The 18,053-nt window shown below is 36.8% G+C and carries 15 protein-coding genes and 3 pseudogenes; 12 read left to right on the top strand and 6 right to left on the bottom strand.

The features are described 5' to 3' along the window. Positions 1-207: 207 nt before the first annotated feature. The gene (locus EZY12_23220; protein QSX67559.1) at positions 208-777 is read left to right on the top strand and encodes a nicotinamide mononucleotide transporter; all 570 of its coding nucleotides are present in this window, start codon (positions 208-210) and stop codon (positions 775-777) included. Continuing rightward, positions 741-1,739 carry an AAA family ATPase gene (locus EZY12_23215; GenBank protein QSX67558.1) on the top strand — a complete coding sequence of 333 codons (999 nt, stop codon included), beginning with the start codon at positions 741-743 and terminating at the stop codon, positions 1,737-1,739. The genes EZY12_23220 and EZY12_23215 overlap by 37 nt, the downstream gene beginning before the upstream one ends. A 168-nt stretch (positions 1,740-1,907) precedes the next feature. Here the strand turns inward: EZY12_23215 and EZY12_23210 are convergent, their stop codons facing one another. Then, complete coding sequence (locus EZY12_23210) at positions 1,908-3,296, bottom strand: histidine--tRNA ligase (GenBank protein ID QSX67557.1); 1,389 nt, start codon at positions 3,294-3,296, stop codon at positions 1,908-1,910. A 773-nt stretch (positions 3,297-4,069) separates the two neighbouring features. Here EZY12_23210 and EZY12_23205 point away from each other — a divergent pair. Next, complete coding sequence (locus EZY12_23205) at positions 4,070-4,396, top strand: hypothetical protein (GenBank protein ID QSX70800.1); 327 nt, start codon at positions 4,070-4,072, stop codon at positions 4,394-4,396. A 166-nt stretch (positions 4,397-4,562) separates the two neighbouring features. On the opposite strand, the pseudogene EZY12_23200 reads toward EZY12_23205, so the two are convergent. After that, a pseudogene (locus tag EZY12_23200) lies at positions 4,563-4,811 on the bottom strand (DUF3598 domain-containing protein). 1 nt (position 4,812) lies between these two features. Then, positions 4,813-6,234, bottom strand: coding sequence for an aldehyde dehydrogenase family protein (locus EZY12_23195; GenBank protein QSX67556.1), 1,422 nt, complete (start codon positions 6,232-6,234; stop codon positions 4,813-4,815). Between the two features lie 152 nt (positions 6,235-6,386). On the opposite strand from EZY12_23195, the pseudogene EZY12_23190 reads away from it, so the two are divergent. After that, a pseudogene (locus EZY12_23190) lies at positions 6,387-6,632 on the top strand (isocitrate lyase/phosphoenolpyruvate mutase family protein). 65 nt (positions 6,633-6,697) lie between these two features. On the opposite strand, the gene EZY12_23185 reads toward EZY12_23190, so the two are convergent. Further along, complete coding sequence (locus tag EZY12_23185; GenBank protein QSX67555.1) at positions 6,698-10,786, bottom strand: DUF3883 domain-containing protein; 4,089 nt, start codon at positions 10,784-10,786, stop codon at positions 6,698-6,700. Between the two features lie 858 nt (positions 10,787-11,644). Here EZY12_23185 and EZY12_23180 point away from each other — a divergent pair. The 8 genes and pseudogenes from EZY12_23180 to EZY12_23145 all read left to right on the top strand — a co-directional run bounded on the left by EZY12_23180 (position 11,645) and on the right by EZY12_23145 (position 15,510). Then, a complete protein-coding gene (locus EZY12_23180) occupies positions 11,645-13,075 on the top strand; it encodes a form I ribulose bisphosphate carboxylase large subunit (protein QSX67554.1) in 1,431 nt (476 codons plus the stop codon). Between the two features lie 94 nt (positions 13,076-13,169). Continuing rightward, entirely contained in the window at positions 13,170-13,550 is a 381-nt protein-coding gene (locus EZY12_23175; GenBank protein ID QSX67553.1) for a chaperonin family protein RbcX, read from the top strand. Between the two features lie 73 nt (positions 13,551-13,623). Further along, entirely contained in the window at positions 13,624-13,953 is a 330-nt protein-coding gene (locus tag EZY12_23170) for a ribulose bisphosphate carboxylase small subunit (GenBank protein QSX67552.1), read from the top strand. 129 nt (positions 13,954-14,082) lie between these two features. Continuing rightward, positions 14,083-14,296: pseudogene (locus EZY12_23165) on the top strand (type II toxin-antitoxin system Phd/YefM family antitoxin). Between the two features lie 24 nt (positions 14,297-14,320). Continuing rightward, complete coding sequence (locus EZY12_23160) at positions 14,321-14,581, top strand: DUF4258 domain-containing protein (GenBank protein QSX67551.1); 261 nt, start codon at positions 14,321-14,323, stop codon at positions 14,579-14,581. Continuing rightward, entirely contained in the window at positions 14,578-14,775 is a 198-nt protein-coding gene (locus tag EZY12_23155) for a DUF2283 domain-containing protein (GenBank protein ID QSX67550.1), read from the top strand. Before EZY12_23160 ends, EZY12_23155 begins: the two co-directional genes overlap by 4 nt. Before the next feature lie 132 nt (positions 14,776-14,907). Then, complete coding sequence (locus EZY12_23150; GenBank protein QSX67549.1) at positions 14,908-15,120, top strand: type II toxin-antitoxin system Phd/YefM family antitoxin; 213 nt, start codon at positions 14,908-14,910, stop codon at positions 15,118-15,120. A gap of 84 nt (positions 15,121-15,204) precedes the next feature. Further along, positions 15,205-15,510 (top strand): hypothetical protein, encoded by a 306-nt coding sequence (locus EZY12_23145; GenBank protein ID QSX67548.1) that lies wholly within the window; start codon positions 15,205-15,207, stop codon positions 15,508-15,510. A gap of 430 nt (positions 15,511-15,940) precedes the next feature. Here the strand turns inward: EZY12_23145 and EZY12_23140 are convergent, their stop codons facing one another. Together EZY12_23140 and ltrA are read right to left on the bottom strand one after the other, a co-directional pair. Next, positions 15,941-16,534, bottom strand: coding sequence for a transposase (locus EZY12_23140; GenBank protein QSX67547.1), 594 nt, complete (start codon positions 16,532-16,534; stop codon positions 15,941-15,943). Between the two features lie 52 nt (positions 16,535-16,586). After that, positions 16,587-18,050: a group II intron reverse transcriptase/maturase gene (gene ltrA, locus EZY12_23135; GenBank protein QSX70799.1), complete on the bottom strand. Its 1,464-nt coding sequence runs from the start codon at positions 18,048-18,050 to the stop codon at positions 16,587-16,589. Positions 18,051-18,053 lie beyond the last annotated feature (3 nt).

The following is an 18,053-nucleotide window of genomic DNA, read 5'->3' as shown; positions in this document are numbered from 1 at the left end:
CCTATATATAGGAATCCTAAATTATTTCTGAACAATATCTAAGTATTGTAGGGTGGGCAATGCCCACAATATCCGGGTTTTGGTGGGCATTGCCCACCAATAGTATATGTTCAAAAATCAAATAGGAGTCCTATAGCAGTTATCGCTCTTGATGCAATACTATTGAGGGCGCAGGCCCTGCGCCCCTACAAATCCCAATTAAATTACATGAGTGCTATTGAAATTATTGCTGCTATCTTCGGTCTTATAAGTGTTTGGTTGACTGTTAAAGAAAATATCTGGTGTTGGCCGACAGGATTGGTAATGGTATTTTTCTATATCTTCGTTTTCTATGAAGCACGTCTTTACTCAGATGTCATTCTCCAGGTAATCTATATATTTTTGCAAATTTATGGCTGGTATATTTGGTTAAATGGAGGTAAAGATAACACTCCTGTTGCTGTAACTCGTATCTCCAAACAGGGAATAGTTATTTGGTCTAGTGTAGCATTGATTGGTACTTTCGGTTTAGGTTATGTTATGCGTAGTTACACTACTGCGTCATTGCCTTACCCTGATGCTAGTATTACTATTTTCAGTCTAATTGCCCAGTGGTTAATGGCTAAAAAAATATTAGAGTGTTGGATAATTTGGATAACGGTAGATGTGATAGCAGTGGGAGTTTATGGAGTTAAACATCTTTACCCAACCACAGGACTCTATCTAGTGTTTTTAGTTTTAGCTGTACTAGGATATAGAGAATGGGAAAAGGCTTACAAAAAGCTACGACTGGAATGATTTTGGGCAAGTTTATGCCCCCACATTTAGGACACCAATATCTTGTAGATTTTGCTCGCAATTACGTTGATAATTTGACAGTTTTGGTTTGTTCTATTCAATCAGAACCGATTCCTGGAGATTTGCGCTACCGTTGGATGAGGGAAATGTTTCCTGATGTCAATGTTGTTCATGTTACCGATGAAAATCCCCAAGAACCAAAAGACCATCCTGATTTTTGGCAAATTTGGTATGACAGTATTCGTCGGGTATTACCTAAAGGGCCAGATTACGTTTTTGCTTCGGAAAATTATGGTTGGCAGTTGGCAGAAATTTTGGAAGCAAGTTATATTCCTGTAGATCATGCTAGGAGTTTAGTAACTATTTCTGGTACACAAGTGCGGCAAAATCCCTTTGCTAATTGGCATTATATCCCACCCTGTGTGCGTCCTTATTTTGCGTGTCGTGTTTGCATTTTTGGACCTGAATCTACTGGTAAATCAACACTGACGCAAAATTTAGCTAATCATTACAATACTGTTTATGTGAGCGAGTATGCACGGGGATTGTTAGATTTTAAAGGTGGAAATTGTGATTTTACAGATATTCCTGTAATTGCTAGGGGACAAATGGCTGCTGAAGATGCTTTGGTGCGACAGGCAAATAAGGTAATATTTTGTGATACGGACTTGATTACAACTACGATTTGGAGTCATGTCCTCTTTGGTAAATGTCCCCAGTGGATTGAGGATGAAGGTAATTTACGAGAGTATAATTTGTATCTACTGTTGGATGTAGATGTGCCTTGGGTAGATGATACACAGCGTTGTTTGCCTAACTATCGAGAAGAATTCCGCGATCACTGTATTCAAGCCTTAGAATCACGTCATAGACCCTATATTATCATTAACGGCGACTGGGAACAACGCTGGCAAAAAGCTTGTATGGCAGTAGATGAATTATTGAAAACTGCTGATTTCTGAAACTTTTAGATCCCCCTTAACCCCCCTTAAAAAAGGGGGAAGCGGAATCAAAGTCTCCCTTTTTAAGGGAGATTTAGAGGGATCTAAAATTTTTGATACCGACAAGAGGACTTTATGGCTAACGCCACGCAAACTATCAAACATCCTCTAACAGCGTGGTAATAAAAATTACGCCAGTCTCCGTTTAATTTCCTCAGCTAAATCTACCACAGCCACTTCTATTTGTTCACCTGATTTTAAATCTTTCAATGATGATTTTTGTGCTGCTGCTTCTTCTGCACCAATAATTACACAAAATCTGATTCCTTGTTTATCAGCGGCTTGAAATTGTTTACCTAGAGAACGTTTTTCAAAGTTAGTCACAACATTAATTCCGGCTTGACGTAACTGTTGTGATACTTGTAAATAAATAGGCATTAAATCCTCTTGCATATTCACTACTATCACCTGAGTTGGTGTAGCAGATAAAGTATTTAAAATCCCGGCTTTTAACAACCGACTAATTAACCGAGTTAAACCAATAGAAATACCCACACCAGGCATTGTTTCACCGATAAACATTCCCACTAATTCTTCATATCTACCACCAGAACAAATACTACCTAAAGCTTCGTGTCCTAATAATGTAGTTTCATAAACGGTGCCTGTATAGTAATTTAAACCGCGAGCAATAGACAAATCTATACAGAAACGTTTATCAGCAACTCCTAAATTTCTCACTCCATTAATTACTGTTTCTAATTCAGTTACTCCTAAATTAAATTGTTCAGCTTCAGGAAGATTTGCGGCTAGGTGTTTTAGTTTATCTAAAACATCATCAATGCTGCCATCAATTTTAACAAACTCAATAATTTTGTCTGTTTGTTCTGAGGAAATTCCTTCTTTTTCTAACTCTTGTTTAACTTTAGTTTCGCCAATTTTTTCTAGGTTATCAATAATACTAATGCAGGTTTTAATTTGCTGTTGGGCAACTCCCACTGACTGGAAAAAACCTGTAAGAATTTTTCGGTTATTAATGCGAATAACAAAATCACCAATATTAATCTTTTCAAATATTTCTGTGATAATTGCTGGCATTTGGGCATCATAAAGTAAACTGAGTTTACCACGAGCAACCACATCTATATCACATTGGCGAAATTGCCGAAATCTTCCATCTTTTGCCCGTTCACCCCGAAATACCATATCCATTTGATAACGAGCAAAAGGAAAAGTTAATTCATTTAAATGACGAGCAATATAAGCAGCCAAAGGCACAGTTTGATCAAATTTTAAAGCCCTGGATTCTGAACCAGTTTCTCCAGATTTATCCTTTTCTGCTTGGCGATTTGGCGGTAAAATTGGTTCGATACCATAGATAATATTATCACCTTGATTACCTTTGGCTTGCAGGACTTCTAACCTTTCTACTGCTGGGGTTTCAATGGGTGTAAAACCATAACTTTCAAAAACTTGACGAATAATATCCATTAAATATACTTCTAGACGCTTTTCGCTAGGCAAAAATTCTGGAAATCCGCTAGGAGTTGAAAAGTTGATTTTGTCACTTTTAGTCATGTTTTTACCTTACTAAATGGGAAATTAACTACAGACTATTATCTTATCTTTTATTTACAGCACATAACAGGTCAATAAGAAAATACCTCAAGTTGTTAGCAAACACAAGCTCTTTTTGAGCTAATTCAGCAGTGAATCATATTCAGGCTAGAAATTAGGTGAAAATTATTTCTAATCAGCTTATTTTCAGCATAGACAAGCAAAGCTCTGGAATTTAATTTAACTGAGTGAATGTTAACTTGCTTTGCACAGGCATTATTAATAGTTATGCCAAAATTCACTTGATCTTTGATAGTAAATAGCATAGCCTAGACAAGTAGTTATCTTCTTTGAGAAAGTTTATGAACAAAAAACTCATACTTAATTTGTTTGCTAGTTCTTCTATTTTTACAGTATTACCCGGTAAGCGTAAAGCTCAGTCACTTTAGTGCTGAGATATAAGCGACACGGGCGAAAATATTTAGCCTAACTCATTGACTTGATAACAGTAGATGTGATACAATGTAAACAATTCTAGAATTTAAGTATAACTAAACGACGTAAAAACTTAACTTATTTGGTTGAGTGCGTAGTCATACCTAACGGTATTGCTGTTTAGGAAAGCTAAATTTGGTGAAAAATGAAATGCAAAAAACGAGTCCGGTAGGGATACGGTCATTAACGCTTTAGGAGAATCGACCTCTGTTTTTGTTGGAGTAATCCAGCAATTGTAAGTTGGCTCATTGATTAAAGAATCGAGCGCGTCTAAAGACAGTGAGAGTGTCAAATCGTTAATTTCTACACTGGGAATAATTAACCCTGCCCATGCTAGTGTTAATCTAACTCAGCAATTAATGCACACTGATGACGGTCGTACTTGTATCACTAATCCCCACGGGCTTAAAAATTTTGTGTGTATTCGAGATTCTGAGAGAGATCCAAAAGCTGCTCCTGCACCCAAATCTATGGTACTCTCAGCGCAACCATCTGATAGTAAAGTTAAAGAACTGAATTTTACTGATGAAGAAAGCGAGGCTGCAATTAGGATATTTAAGTGCGACTGTCCATTTTGTATCAATTCTTTGCGACAATTACGTGGTAGTGGCAACCTAGTATACTAAATTTGCAACCTTTCGTCATCATGAACAAAAGAACTACACAAAAGAAATGAACTGCGGGCAGCAGCGCGTCGCTATCCAATCCTGTGGGATGGGCATCTTGCCCGTCCTTGTATTATTAGGGAACTTTTCGGCCCGCACCACAAGAAATTTTGGGATAATAGAATTCCTATTTTACCCTTTCTTCTTGCACTAAAGTGCGTTGGTAAATTTGATGATCTTTAAACCAATGCCAAGTCCGAGCGCGATAGTTATTATCTGCACTAATATGGATAATTTCATATAAATACATCCCTGGAAATGATTTATAACTAAAATACAACATTACTGTAGAATCATCAACTTCCCAAGCTTTACCTGCAATCCGTTCAGTATCAAACCAAATTTTCTGATCTTTGTATAAGGCTGGAAAATGCTTACTAAACCTCATCATTAAACCACCAAGGGTCTTTATTAGAGTTAGTTTTAATTAACAATGCTTTTTTTCGCAAAAAGCGTTTTAATCCTATTGTACCGATCCGTGAACCTCCCAGTCCAGAAAATTTATATGCATTTCTTTCTCCTTCGTTAATTAATGAAGTTAATCCGGCATCATTAATACTAATAACACCCGCTTCTATTTTATCAGCAACTTCTATAGCTAGTTCTTCAGATTCTGTAAATACAGCAGCACTAAGTCCATAGATGCAATCATTAGCTAAATTTATCGCTTCTTCAATGGTAGAAAAAGGCATAACTGGCATGATTGGCCCAAATGTTTCTTCAGTCATAATTTTCATAGAATGATTCACTTCAGTCATAACTGTGGGACGACACCACCAACCACCACCTAATTCTTCTACTTTACCACCACAGTGAATTACTGCCCCTTTAGAAATGGCATCTTGTAGATGATCATTAATAATAGCTGCTTGTTTCTCGGAAATAATCGGACCAAGTTCTCCACTTTCCATAGTCGGGTATGCCAGTTTTAATTGATGAGCTTTAGTAACTAATTGATGATAAAATTCTTCAAATATAGATTCAGCAACATATATTCTTTCAATCGCTGAACATGATTGTCCCGTATTAGCTACAGAAGCCCACAAAATTGCTGAAGTTGCTAAATCTAAATCTGCTGACTCTAAAACAATCGCTGGGTCTTTTCCACCTAATTCTAAAAAGGCAGGAATAAATTTTTGCGCTGCTGCTTCTGCAACTAAATGCCCAGTTTCTATACTACCTGTAAAACAAATTAAATCTACATCTTCTATTAAATCTGCTCCTGTTTGTCCTGCTCCTTCGACAAAGTTTAAGACATCACGTAATTGCGGAATAGTATTTAATATGGTCATCAAAGGAGCAACAAAACGGGGGGTAATTTCACTGGGTTTAACTATTACTGCACAACCCGCTAGTAAAGCCGGAATTGTATCAATTGTAGATAACAATAGGGGGAAATTCCAAGGACTAATTACTCCGACAAGAGCATAAGGAACAGCAGTTTGTTGTAAAGCGATAAAAGGAATAGATGTATTTTTAGCTGTCCCTTGCAGTAATTGTGGAGCTAAATTACACCATTTATCAATACTAGAAATAAATGAATCTACTTCTAAAATTGATGTTGATAATCTCCCTGTATCACTAACTAAAGCTTCGGTTAATAAAGTTCGTTCTGCTAATATAGCTTGTTTCCAGGCTTTTAACGCGGCAATTCTGCCTTCAACTCCTAATTTTTGCCAGATAACTTGTCCTCTCCGCAGCCTGTGACATTGTTGGGAAAGTAATTTTGGTGGTGGAGGAACGATGACATAATCAAATTTACCTGTGCGAGGGTTGCGGACTTCTATTGGTTTACTCATTTGTGATTAATTTAAATATGAAATGAAAAAGATTTAATTTTATTTCGCGCCAAGATATCAAGGAGGAAATACAGAAAAATTTATGTGAGTTTCCTAAAACGTTTTGACAATATTTATTGTATTCTCAAAATAGTCCATTTATAGTTAGTTGTATGTCTGCTGCTCAAAAACTGCGCGAATTATTGGCACGTCCTGAAATTATCGTTATTCCTGGTGTTTATGACTGCTTGAGTGCAAAAATGGTGGAAAAGACGGGTTTTGATGTGGCTGCTACCAGTGGTTTTGGGATTGCTGCTTCTACTTTGGGTTTACCTGACTATGGTTTTCTCACTGCTACGGAAATGTTTTACAGTGTGGGCAGAATAGCGCAGGCAATTAATATACCTTTAATTGCTGATTAAAAACAAACTTTCAATAGCTTTTTTGAGTAATCTATCATCTGTTGTTAGGGCTATTTTAATCTCTAAATCCGCAAACAAATAGAATCTATACGGAGACTACCTTCAGAAAAAAGTTGTGTGGGATTACAAATATCAATAAGTGTAGCTTGTTGAGTTCCAGCATCATAAACTCGATATATATGAAAGTTTTCTCCCAAATCATCAGCTAATTTCCATTGAGTACCTGATAGCTTGATCAATTTTTTTGCTCCAGGTTGACTAGACTTAACCTCTATGTAATCTTCTCGACCATTTTCAATTAATTTAATATCGTATCCTGTTGTTTCTTGAGTTTTGTTTAACCACTGAACTTCAACTACTATTTGACTATTGATTTTGATAAAAAATCCGTCTTTATTTTCTTCAAAATTTCCTTGGAAATACTTACCAATAAACTTGCGCTTTAAATATTCAACAGCAAATTTCTCACCCCAAATACCACTTAGTTTAGGCTTTTCAATCGGCTCATCTCTATCTATTGTTCGTAGTTCTCTGATTAATTGAATCATTGGTGGACTTGACGGTAATTCAGATTGGCTACTACTCAAAGAAATAGTATCTGAATTAGGTACATTTGTCCATTGAACAACCTCAATGTCTAGAATTTCTCTAGGTTCACACTCAGGTTGCCATTGAGCATCATCAAATACTTCATCTTTGAGAGATATAGTTGTTAATTCTGATTGAGCTAAACAGTTATCTTGCTCTATTTTTTGATGTTTGTTCGCTGTAAACTCAATGCTTTGATTATTTTCTGCTGTTATTTCTATAAAGTTAGTTTCTCCTAGATAAATATTTGAGTTCTCAAACCAATCCTTTTCTTCATTAGGTAGTAATTGGATCTTTTTTGCTTTCATGAAGCTATCAATTTTTTCTGGTGTTCCTTTCTCAAATAGCAAACTCAAGAAATTATCTAATCCCTTGGGATTACCAAATAATTGAGAAATTTCTAAAGCTAAATCATCTGTATTTGATAAACTATCTGATTGGATGTAGAGATTTCCATTATCCAAAAAAGCACTTCTTTGAGTATATGCTGATTGCTGATCAAGAAGATATTTAATTTGCAGCTTTTCCAACCGATAACACACTAAATCTTTGAGTTGTATTAGGGTGTGATTGGTTTTAAGCTGTTGGTAAATTTCCTGTTCTTCTTGGTAAAGATAACGTAAAATGTAAGGTGTCAAAGCTTTAATTTGCTTAGTCAGGTTTTCTTCCTCAACTTTTGGTACTTCTCCAATTGCTAATTCAGTCTTAATAATCTGTGAAAGATAGCGAATACCAGTCGCTTTGATAAAGTGTTGAAGTTTAGGATAATAATTTGAGGGGAGTTTGAGAAAAGCTATCTGAGGATTATCTTTAAACAATTCATAAACCTCATCATGATCATTTATCAAAACTTTACTAGCTGTGTAGAATATTTTTTTATTTGTCCAAAATATTTTTTCACCGATAAAGCTTTTCCACCATTTTTTTGATGTAATATCCGGTTTATTTAATTCCTGATAAATTTTGAGAACTAATTCCTCATCTTTTTCATCAAGTTCTTTTTTACGGGATAATACCAGCAACCAATCAGCATAATCTTTGGGATCAGTTATTTTATCTTTTATTCCCAAGTCTTTAATAAAATCTGGATTATTGAAAGTAATAGCTAAGTATGAAACACTATCTCCTAGTATTGCACCTGTTTCTGTTTTATCCAGAAAAATTTCAGAAGGATTAGCTAACTTGCCTTTTGTCGTAGGAAGCCAAACTGCTGTTTTAATTTTGGTAAACCAATCTGCATCATTAGAACTGTAGGGAGAAAAACCACCATTAGCATAAGCATAATTTCGCCAAGATTTATACTGCTTGTAATAGTCCCAATTACTATCTAAAAGTTTAGCCAATTTCTGATTTTTATCTACATTTTTGGTTTCTAAAATTCTTATTATGTGAGGTGAACTATAAATAGGGTATTCTCGGGAATAATCTATTTTTTGATTAGACCGTCCACGTGCAGTTTGTATTTTGACATCTATTTTTGGTACAGTATGTACTCCTAACTTAATAAAAAACTCTCTCCACTCTCTAGTTTTTTCTGCTTTTTCGCTAGGATTTTCAATTTGCATTAAATATTGAATATACTCTGGTGATACAAACCAGACATCTTGTATTCCTAAGAATAATGTTTCCAATTCGTTTGGATTCCCATAACTAGCAGAAAGATAAACATTTGCTGGACGAGAATAGCTATTTTTATCGGTTTTTATCAATAGCAATTCTTTCAAAGTTTTTAGAGGCTCTTCTTTGAGATATGAGTAAGGATAAGGATTTTTTCTTCTGTTAAACTCTTTTTCATATTCCAATAAGTTGTCTTTTATATAACAAATATATCCTAAAAGCTGATTAGCTTTACTTTTCCAACTATCTCCTTTATAAAGGGGTAAGATATGATTTTCGATAATTTCATAACACGAAGCATTCTGAACACCCAATTTTTTGAGAAATTCTGTTACAGCAGACTTAGGAATTGGCTCTAAAAGCGTTCTCTTAATAAATTGCAGTTCAAAACTATATTCTCCAGCATTATTAAATGGAAAAAATATTGATGTCTCAGCAGTTGAAGCTAATTCGTTATTTTCTAAGGGAATAATCTTTAATTTCTTAATTCTGGGTAACTCTGAGTAATCAGTTGAGTTACGATTGTTTAGGTAAGTATAGAGCTTTATAAACCAATTATCGCTTTGTTTCTGTAACCATTCATTATTCTGTAAAAACTGCAATAAATCATCAAAGCTAAATTCTTTAACCCCAAGAGATTCAAGAAGATCGAATTTAGCTTTAACTTGAGGATGGATATACTCTTTGTTGAGTAATTCTTGTAAATCAGTATTAGAAATTAATTTCCTAACCTGCTCATCTACCTGCACAACATGAGCGGGAATTTGCCATTTTCCTGATTCACTTAAAATACATTTACTGACTTTTAGTTGATTATGAATTTCGCTAACTACAGAAGCAAAAAACTCATCTTTAACTTCGCTATGAAGTGGGATATAATCATAATAGGTTTTTTGCAAATTACTATCTTGTTTAAATTTCTCTATAGCGAACAAAAATGTACTTGCAATATTATCTCTAATCCATTTATTCCATTGTGTATCTTTGTGAATATCTTCCCGGTTAGCTGGAACTAGAAAATCAGCTTGAATCAAAAACTTAAATCCATAACTGCGGGTAGGAAGAAAAGCAAAAACTTTTTGTTCTAATCTGGTATCTGCTGAACCATCTTCTTGCAAGCTAAAGCCAAGAATTAGCTCAGTAGATTTGATATTTTCTCTTTTTGATTCTTGAATAGATTCGGGTACAATTAAACCTTTTTTAACTAATTTATAGCAATGTGTTTTTAATCCCGATTCTGTTGTTTCTTGTATTTCTATCTTTTCATCCTTATCTAAACGTGTAATTTGGTGAAATTTATCGTCAACTATATTATCTATTTTAACGGTTTTAAGTTGGCGCAAAAAGAGAATCAATGTATGTTCAATTTCACCTAATTTTCCTAAATCATCTTTAGCTGATTCTCGAAGTGGTAAAATAATATTAGTTAAATTAGAATCAACATAGTCAGGAACTGTTTCAATCCAATAAGGAGTCACAAACCCTAATTTATTTTCATCATCTTGGGTCTGAAAATGGAACTGAAATTCATTGGAAAAGATTTGAGGTTCATCACTAATACGAAATACTGATTTAAATCCTATTCCTTTTTCACCAATGTATCCTTCTACCTTAGTTTTTGTACTACGTCCTACATTACAAATAGCTCTGACATTATCCTCACTAAATCCAATTTCATTGTTTTGAACAATAATTTTTTCTGCTTCTATCGTTAAACTTAATGTAGGAATAACTTCATTTTGATATTGGTTATCGTCTGCATTTTGAATAAGTTCTAATACAAAATGAGTTTCTTTAGAATAAAGGTCTATTGAAAGTCGTTCGAGTGCGCTGTTCAGACTTTTTCTGATGCTGTCAATAACTGCTTGAGCAGCTTGGTCAGTCTGTAAGCCAATTCCATAAGTGTTTTTACGGATATCTTCAATAATTTGTTTGGGTGTAATCATTTCTTGACTCTCTTATGATACAAAACTCAAAATTTACCCTCAAGTGGAGATAAGCTCGTGTAATCTCCCAATTTAACTACTACACGCAAATGATCTATTCCACAAACGCCTCAAAAATTTTTTAGTCATCAACATCTGATGTAAAAATGAATAATTTACTTGAGACTAGAAATAGCACAGAATATATACTTACGCCCTGTTAAAATATGAATAAATCCTCGATAAGATGTAGAGATATCTTTTCTATCTTTCTCTGTGTCTATGTGGTTTGTTGAAGCGAAATAATTGCATTTGGGCTTACCAGATTTATAATACAAAGCCTTTTAAGTAATAGATAATACATTTACAGGTATTGCCGAATTTATGAATGAAAATTTACTTGAGATATACAAATTTGTAAAGCAATCTTAACAAAATGTTAAATTTTTCTGTAATAACAAATTTAAATAGATCACTGAAAAAAATTCGTCAAATAACTTATTGAATTATTGATATAGTGTGGGGTAAGCTACAAATTCCGTGATGTGCAGTTTCTTCTTTTCTTGCTCATCCCCTAACTAAACCCGTCTTAGTAGATTTAGTAGGGTATGCAAACTCAAGATGAAAAGATTTTGTATTCCTGGGACGACAAATAACAGCGTCAAATAGTACGTCTGAAAATATGGTAAATAACTTGTTGCAGTAGCAGTTACCGCAACTTAGTTTGTGCAGGAGTCATACTGCCACCATAGAGTCCTATCGCCCCAAACTATAAGCAAAACTTATGACTTCATTAAGAATGAATTAAGAGTAAGAATGGGAAGAAGTGGCACATAACGTGATTTGATAGTAAAAAGAAAGACTTCTTGGAAGAAAAATATGTCTTACGCGCAAACTAAGACTCAGGCTAAGTCTGGGTATCAAGCTGGGGTTAAAGATTACAGATTAACTTATTACACACCTGACTACACACCTAAAGATACAGATCTTTTAGCAGCTTTCCGGATGACTCCCCAACCCGGAGTTCCCCCAGAAGAAGCTGGTGCGGCTGTAGCTGCTGAGTCTTCTACTGGTACTTGGACAACAGTATGGACAGACTTGTTGACCGACCTAGATCGCTACAAAGGTCGTTGTTATGATATCGAACCAGTTCCTGGTGAAGATAACCAATATATTTGTTATGTTGCTTATCCTTTGGACTTGTTTGAAGAAGGTTCTATCACCAACGTACTAACCTCCATCGTAGGTAACGTATTTGGTTTTAAAGCTTTGCGGGCGTTACGTTTGGAAGACATTCGTTTCCCTGTAGCTTACATCAAGACTTTCCAAGGACCTCCTCACGGTATTCAAGTTGAACGCGACAAATTGAATAAGTATGGTCGTCCTCTGTTGGGTTGTACAATTAAGCCCAAATTAGGTCTTTCCGCTAAAAACTACGGACGCGCAGTTTACGAATGTTTACGTGGTGGTTTGGACTTCACCAAAGACGACGAAAACATCAACTCCGCTCCTTTCCAAAGATGGCGCGATCGCTTCTTGTTTGTATCTGAAGCTATCAACAAGGCACAAGCAGAAACCGGCGAAATCAAGGGTCACTACCTGAACGTTACCGCTCCTACCTGCGAACAAATGATCCAACGGGCTGAGTACGCTAAAGAACTCAAACAGCCCATCATCATGCACGATTACCTGACCGCAGGTTTCACTGCTAACACCACATTATCTCGCTGGTGTCGTGATAACGGTATTCTGTTGCACATTCACCGTGCTATGCACGCTGTAATTGACCGTCAGAAGAACCACGGTATTCACTTCCGCGTATTGGCTAAAGCTCTCCGCTTGTCTGGTGGTGATCACATTCACACCGGTACAGTAGTTGGTAAGTTAGAAGGTGAACGCGGAATCACAATGGGCTTCGTTGACCTATTGCGTGAAAACTACATTGAGCAAGACAAGTCTCGCGGTATTTACTTTACCCAAGACTGGGCTTCTCTACCTGGTGTAATGGCAGTTGCTTCCGGTGGTATCCACGTATGGCATATGCCCGCGTTGGTAGAAATCTTCGGCGACGACTCCGTACTACAATTCGGTGGTGGTACTCTCGGACATCCTTGGGGTAACGCTCCTGGTGCTACTGCTAACCGCGTAGCTTTGGAAGCAGTTGTTCAAGCTCGTAACGAAGGTCGTAACTTGGCTCGTGAAGGTAATGATATTATCCGCGAAGCTGCTAAGTGGTCTCCTGAGTTGGCTGTTGCTTGCGAACTGTGGAAAGAAATCAAGTTCGAGTTTGAAGCTATGGATACCGTCTGATCTTCAAGTAACAAGTAAAAAGTTAAAAGGTAAGAAAAATAATTATTCTTTCTTTTGACTTTTGACTTTTTACTGTTTATGGGCTGGGTCAAGTATGGATTTTAAGCAAATTGCGAAAGACACAGCCAACACTCTCCAAAGCTACCTGACTTATCAGGCGTTAAGGACTGTATTGGCACAGTTAGGCGAAACAAATCCTCCTCTAGCACATTGGTTGCAAAACTTCTCCGCTGGAAAAATCCAAGACGGAGAAGCATATATAGAGGAACTGTTTCTGGAAAAGTCAGATTTAGCTTTGCGGATTATGACTGTTAGGGAACATATAGCGGCAGAAGTGGCAGAATTCTTACCAGAAATGGTTTGTAGTGGCATTCAGCAAGCCAATATGGAACAACGTCGCCAGCACCTCGAACGCATTACGCAACTAGACTTATCAAGTCCTAGCCCAGAAACACCAAAGACAGATAATATCTAATTCTAATTTGGATAATTTATCCAATTAGTCTGTCAACCAAATAATAAAAAATCTCCCCCACTTACCAAAAACTATGCAAACTTTACCTAAAGAGCGTCGTTACGAAACCCTTTCTTATCTTCCCCCTTTATCTGACGCGCAAATTGCCAAGCAAGTTCAGTACATTATCACACAAGGTTTCATTCCTGCAATTGAATTCAACGAAACTTCTGAACCTACAGAACTTTATTGGACAATGTGGAAATTGCCTTTGTTCGGCGCTAAAACTACTCAAGAAGTATTAAGCGAAGTTCAAGGTTGCCGTTCTCAGTATAGCAACTGCTATATCCGTGTTGTTGGTTTTGACAACATCAAGCAGTGTCAAGTTATGAGCTTCCTTGTTCACAAACCCAGCAGATACTAAAAGCTGATTAGCTAATAGTAGTTTGATAAATTAAAAAGAGGGGTAGAGTTTTCTATCTCTCTTTTTTTGTTTTTAATGGAGAATAGAATTGTTGGTTGAGTAGCACATATAAAACTAAAGGTGGTAATTATGCAACAAATTACTGTGAATGAAGCATCTCAACATTTATCTGATTTCATTGAAGCAGCACTTGGTGGTGATGAAATTATCATCATGAAAGATAATCAGGCCTGTGGTGAAGTTAATTCCTGTATTACCAGTTAAACACCGTCGTCAACCTGGTAGTGCTAAGGGACAAGTCACAATGACTGATGATTTTGATGCACCTCTTTTTAAATCCTGATTTTCACATTAATATAGATTTGAAATGGAATATACAATTTCTCGTCACGCACAAACAGAAATGCAAAGACGAAATATTACTCTTTCTCAAGTTGAATCTGTTTTAGACAATCCCCAACAAATTTTACTCGAAAGAGAAGGACTAAAAGTATATCAATCCAAAGTTGAATTTAGTAATAGTAAAATATTTTTACTACGTATTATTATCGTAGATGATGTTGACCCCAAAGTTGTAATCACTGTTTACAGAACTAGCAAAATTGAGAAATACTGGAGCGAATCATGAAAATTACCTACGACCCAGAAGTTGACGTTTTAAGAATTATCTTCACTGATGTACAAATTGAAGAAAGTGATGAAGAAAAACCAGGAATGATTTTAGATTATGACGAAGCTGGAAATATTATAGGAATTGAAATCATAGATGCTTCTAAACGTATAGACAATCCTTGCTCAGTTGAGTATTCTGTTAGTAAATAATAACAATTATGCAGAATTTGCTCAAATTGTGGAAAATTGGGAAGCTTGGTTAAATTGGTTTTCTCTAACTTAATCTACAATTCAAAGTTATGATAGCGATACGAGGTTATTTTTTATAATAAGGTAGTAATTATGCAACAAATTACTGTGAATGAAGCATCTCAACACTTGTCTGATTTAATTGAAGCAGCAATTAGTGGTGATGAAATTATCATCATGAAGGATAATCAACCTGTGGTGAAGTTAATTCCTGTATTACCAGTTAAAATTCGTCCTAAATTTGGTAGTGCTAAGGGACAAGTAACAATGACTGATGATTTTGATTTACCTCTTTTTAAATCCTGATTCTGACATTAATATAGATGTTAATAAGTAATCACATGATTGTACTCTGCTAAGTTATGTAAAATAGAAATGGAGGTAATTATCATGCCAATATTAACATTGAGCGAATCGCAAATTATTGAATTAGTCAAGCAACTACCCCCAGAAAGTAAACGGGTAGTCTTATTAGCACTAGCTAAGGAAAGCGAAAATGGGCGTGAGTCTCGCATGGAGTATGCTGAAACTCAACTACATAACTTATGTACTGGACGTGGTTTAAGGGACTTCCAAGAAATAAATTATCCCAATAAACGAACCACAGAGGCACAGAGAACACAGAGAGAGAATTTTTGCGTCAGTTTTGGGACATTTTTTTATTTGGAAGTCCCTAAGTTGGGATACTATGTCTGAAGATGAACGTGAATCATTTATAGGTCAGTAACCCAGCCCTAAAGGGACTGAGCTTGCAAGAGTAATCAAACAAGCTGTACTGACCAGACCACCCTAAACGTAAGTCGAAGGGTAGCCGTTATTTGAGTCACGACACCCACCGAATGCGAAGCTAGTTCCCTGCTCTGTCATTTGCAATTAAACAGTTTTAAGGTCACTGAAACAGTGTTGCAAGTATAAAAAGCTCTTATAACGCAGTCGTTGCTAACATCACCCCGAAAGGGAGGCACATCGCGTGCAACACATTATGCGTACAGAGTCGAGAAATTTGAATCGGTAATTGTCCCGTTGAAAGTACATCACAAAAGTACCCCAAATTTCTTAACTCCAAGGCGGTAATGAAAAAAGATTCAAAGCCTTTATTACCGCCCGTGCCGTTTCCCTCTCAGGGCTAAAGCCGCTGAGTTTCCCACTTACCGGGTATTCCTATGAATTTCTCACCATCACGGTTTGACTTATCAGTATGCCCACAATTTCTGCATTCTTGACTGGAGTATTTAGGATTGATTTTAATGACAACTTTTCCTTGCTTTACAGCGAGATACTCAATTTTTAAAATCAAATCACTCCAACTTGCGTCAGAGATAGAACGGTTTAACCCCTTCTTTCTTGATTGCCCATTCTTTAAAAATCTCCCAGTTTTTTCATCAGTTTTCACCTGGCAACGTGTTAACATTCCAGAGATGTTTAAATCTTCTAAGGCAATAGCATCAACCTTTCTAGAAACTATTGTATTAGCAACATTCCATTGATAAGCTGTTCGTTTATCTGTAATCTTTTTGTGAAAACGTCCTACATTATTAGCTGCTTTTTTACGATTCTTGCTGCCTTTGACTTTACGATTAACCCGTCGCTGCCTAATTTTCAAGGTGCGTCTAACTTTTTTATTAGTTGAGAATTTAGGATTATCAATTTGATATCTGTCGGAGAGATGGACAAGTTTAGTAAACTCAACGAGGTTGTCACCAACCCCGTTGGTCTTCAAAACCGTGCTTGAGACTTTCACCTCACACGGCTCCTCAATGATTTAGTGCTTGTCATGCACACCTCATTACCCATTTTCCTTCGACTTTTTCAATTTTTCTGGTGGGCTTAGGCTCGGCACTATTGCAGCCGGATTTTGTGCCAGGACTGCCATTATTGGCTGTCTTTGTATCGTGGCAATGTCTGTGTAAAAGTTGAAGATTCTTATACTCGTCCTTTCCACCTTTCGATTTTGGGATGATATGGTCAACTTCCATCACATCGTCTTCACGGAAAAACATTTCACAGTGGGTACATTTCCCCTTTTGCTTTTTCAGGAGTTTTGATACTCTGGTTGGCATTTCTGGGTTATTACCCATTCTTGTACTCCAGTAAACCAGATTTCCGTCGTATGGTGACGATTCGCCTTTGACTTTCACATGACGCACTATTGGCGTGTCGGCATGGTTTATTAACCGAAGTGGGGTCAAACCTTCCTTCCTGGTTGCGAATACCCAGTTATCACCGTCTATGGATTGCCAATACCTTTTTGACACCCATTCCCCGTTCTTTTTGGGGTGGCGGCGTTTTGCCCAAGAGCTTAACTTTTGGTACGTGAGGTCATCTATATCTGAGAAAACCTCCTTACTTACCACGGTCTCGTAGTAGTTAGCCCATCCCCTAATGATTGGGTTTAAACGGCTAATTAGTGCCGCTTGTGGTGCTGCCTTGTGAGCCTCGATAACCCTGGCGATTTGTTCGTAATGTACCTTTTGCTTCTGCTTGCTTGGGGTGATGATTGTCTTAAATCCCTGCTTCGAGTGATACTTTCCTACTGGAAATTGTTGTATCGTAAAACCAAGGAAGTCGAACCCTGGTTTTTCTTGCTCATACTGTATGAGGGTGTGAGCGAGTCTCGTTTTACTAGGCTTTAATTCCAAACCCATGCCTTGTAACCATTCAGAGATAATCTCTTTACATCTTTGGACAACGGTTAAGTTTTCATGGAGAATCACGAAATCATCGGCATAACGAATTAAACTTAGGCTTCTACGGTTATCCCGTTTACCCAGACCACTTTTGCGAGGGAAGGTATCGGCGTATTGTTTAATCCGTTCTTCCATCCCGTGAAGGGCAATGTTTGCCAGTAATGGGGAAATTACCCCGCCCTGTGGCGTACCCTCAGATGTTGGAAACAACTGCTTACTGTCCATCACTCCCGCTTTTAACCATGCGCGAATTTGTCGGCGGATGGTGGGGGATGTATTCAATTTTATTAGCAGTTTTTCCTGGTTGATGCGGTCAAAACATTTGGCAATATCGGCATCGAGAACATATTTTGGTTTCCCGTTGATAGCGTTAAATATTGCTTCTACCGCATCATGGCCTGAGCGTCCGGCTCTGAACCCGTATGAGTTAGGTTCAAATCGCGCTTCCCATTCTGGCTCTAATGCCAGTTTGACAAGTGCTTGCAAGGCTCGGTCTTTCATTGTAGGTATGCCCAAAGGTCGTTTCTCTTCCGTTCCAGGCTTGGGAATCCA

This window comes from Dolichospermum sp. DET69 (genome assembly GCA_017355425.1).
Classification (GTDB): Bacteria; Cyanobacteriota; Cyanobacteriia; order Cyanobacteriales; family Nostocaceae; genus Dolichospermum.
The sequence above is the reverse complement of the archived record's forward strand: the minus strand, read 5'-3'. Positions and strand labels throughout refer to the sequence as shown.

Bases quoted from the DNA above. Each gene is read 5' to 3' on its own strand.
- EZY12_23150 (QSX67549.1), top strand. From the start codon at position 14,908: ATGCAACAAATTACTGTGAATGAAGCATCTCAACACTTGTCTGATTTA.
- EZY12_23185 (QSX67555.1), bottom strand. From the start codon at position 10,786: ATGATTACACCCAAACAAATTATTGAAGATATCCGTAAAAACACTTAT.
- EZY12_23180 (QSX67554.1), top strand. From the start codon at position 11,645: ATGTCTTACGCGCAAACTAAGACTCAGGCTAAGTCTGGGTATCAAGCT.
- EZY12_23160 (QSX67551.1), top strand. From the start codon at position 14,321: ATGGAATATACAATTTCTCGTCACGCACAAACAGAAATGCAAAGACGA.
- EZY12_23195 (QSX67556.1), bottom strand. From the start codon at position 6,234: ATGAGTAAACCAATAGAAGTCCGCAACCCTCGCACAGGTAAATTTGAT.
- EZY12_23215 (QSX67558.1), top strand. From the start codon at position 741: ATGGGAAAAGGCTTACAAAAAGCTACGACTGGAATGATTTTGGGCAAG.
- EZY12_23175 (QSX67553.1), top strand. From the start codon at position 13,170: ATGGATTTTAAGCAAATTGCGAAAGACACAGCCAACACTCTCCAAAGC.
- EZY12_23210 (QSX67557.1), bottom strand. From the start codon at position 3,296: ATGACTAAAAGTGACAAAATCAACTTTTCAACTCCTAGCGGATTTCCA.
- EZY12_23170 (QSX67552.1), top strand. From the start codon at position 13,624: ATGCAAACTTTACCTAAAGAGCGTCGTTACGAAACCCTTTCTTATCTT.
- EZY12_23220 (QSX67559.1), top strand. From the start codon at position 208: ATGAGTGCTATTGAAATTATTGCTGCTATCTTCGGTCTTATAAGTGTT.
- EZY12_23155 (QSX67550.1), top strand. From the start codon at position 14,578: ATGAAAATTACCTACGACCCAGAAGTTGACGTTTTAAGAATTATCTTC.
- EZY12_23145 (QSX67548.1), top strand. From the start codon at position 15,205: ATGCCAATATTAACATTGAGCGAATCGCAAATTATTGAATTAGTCAAG.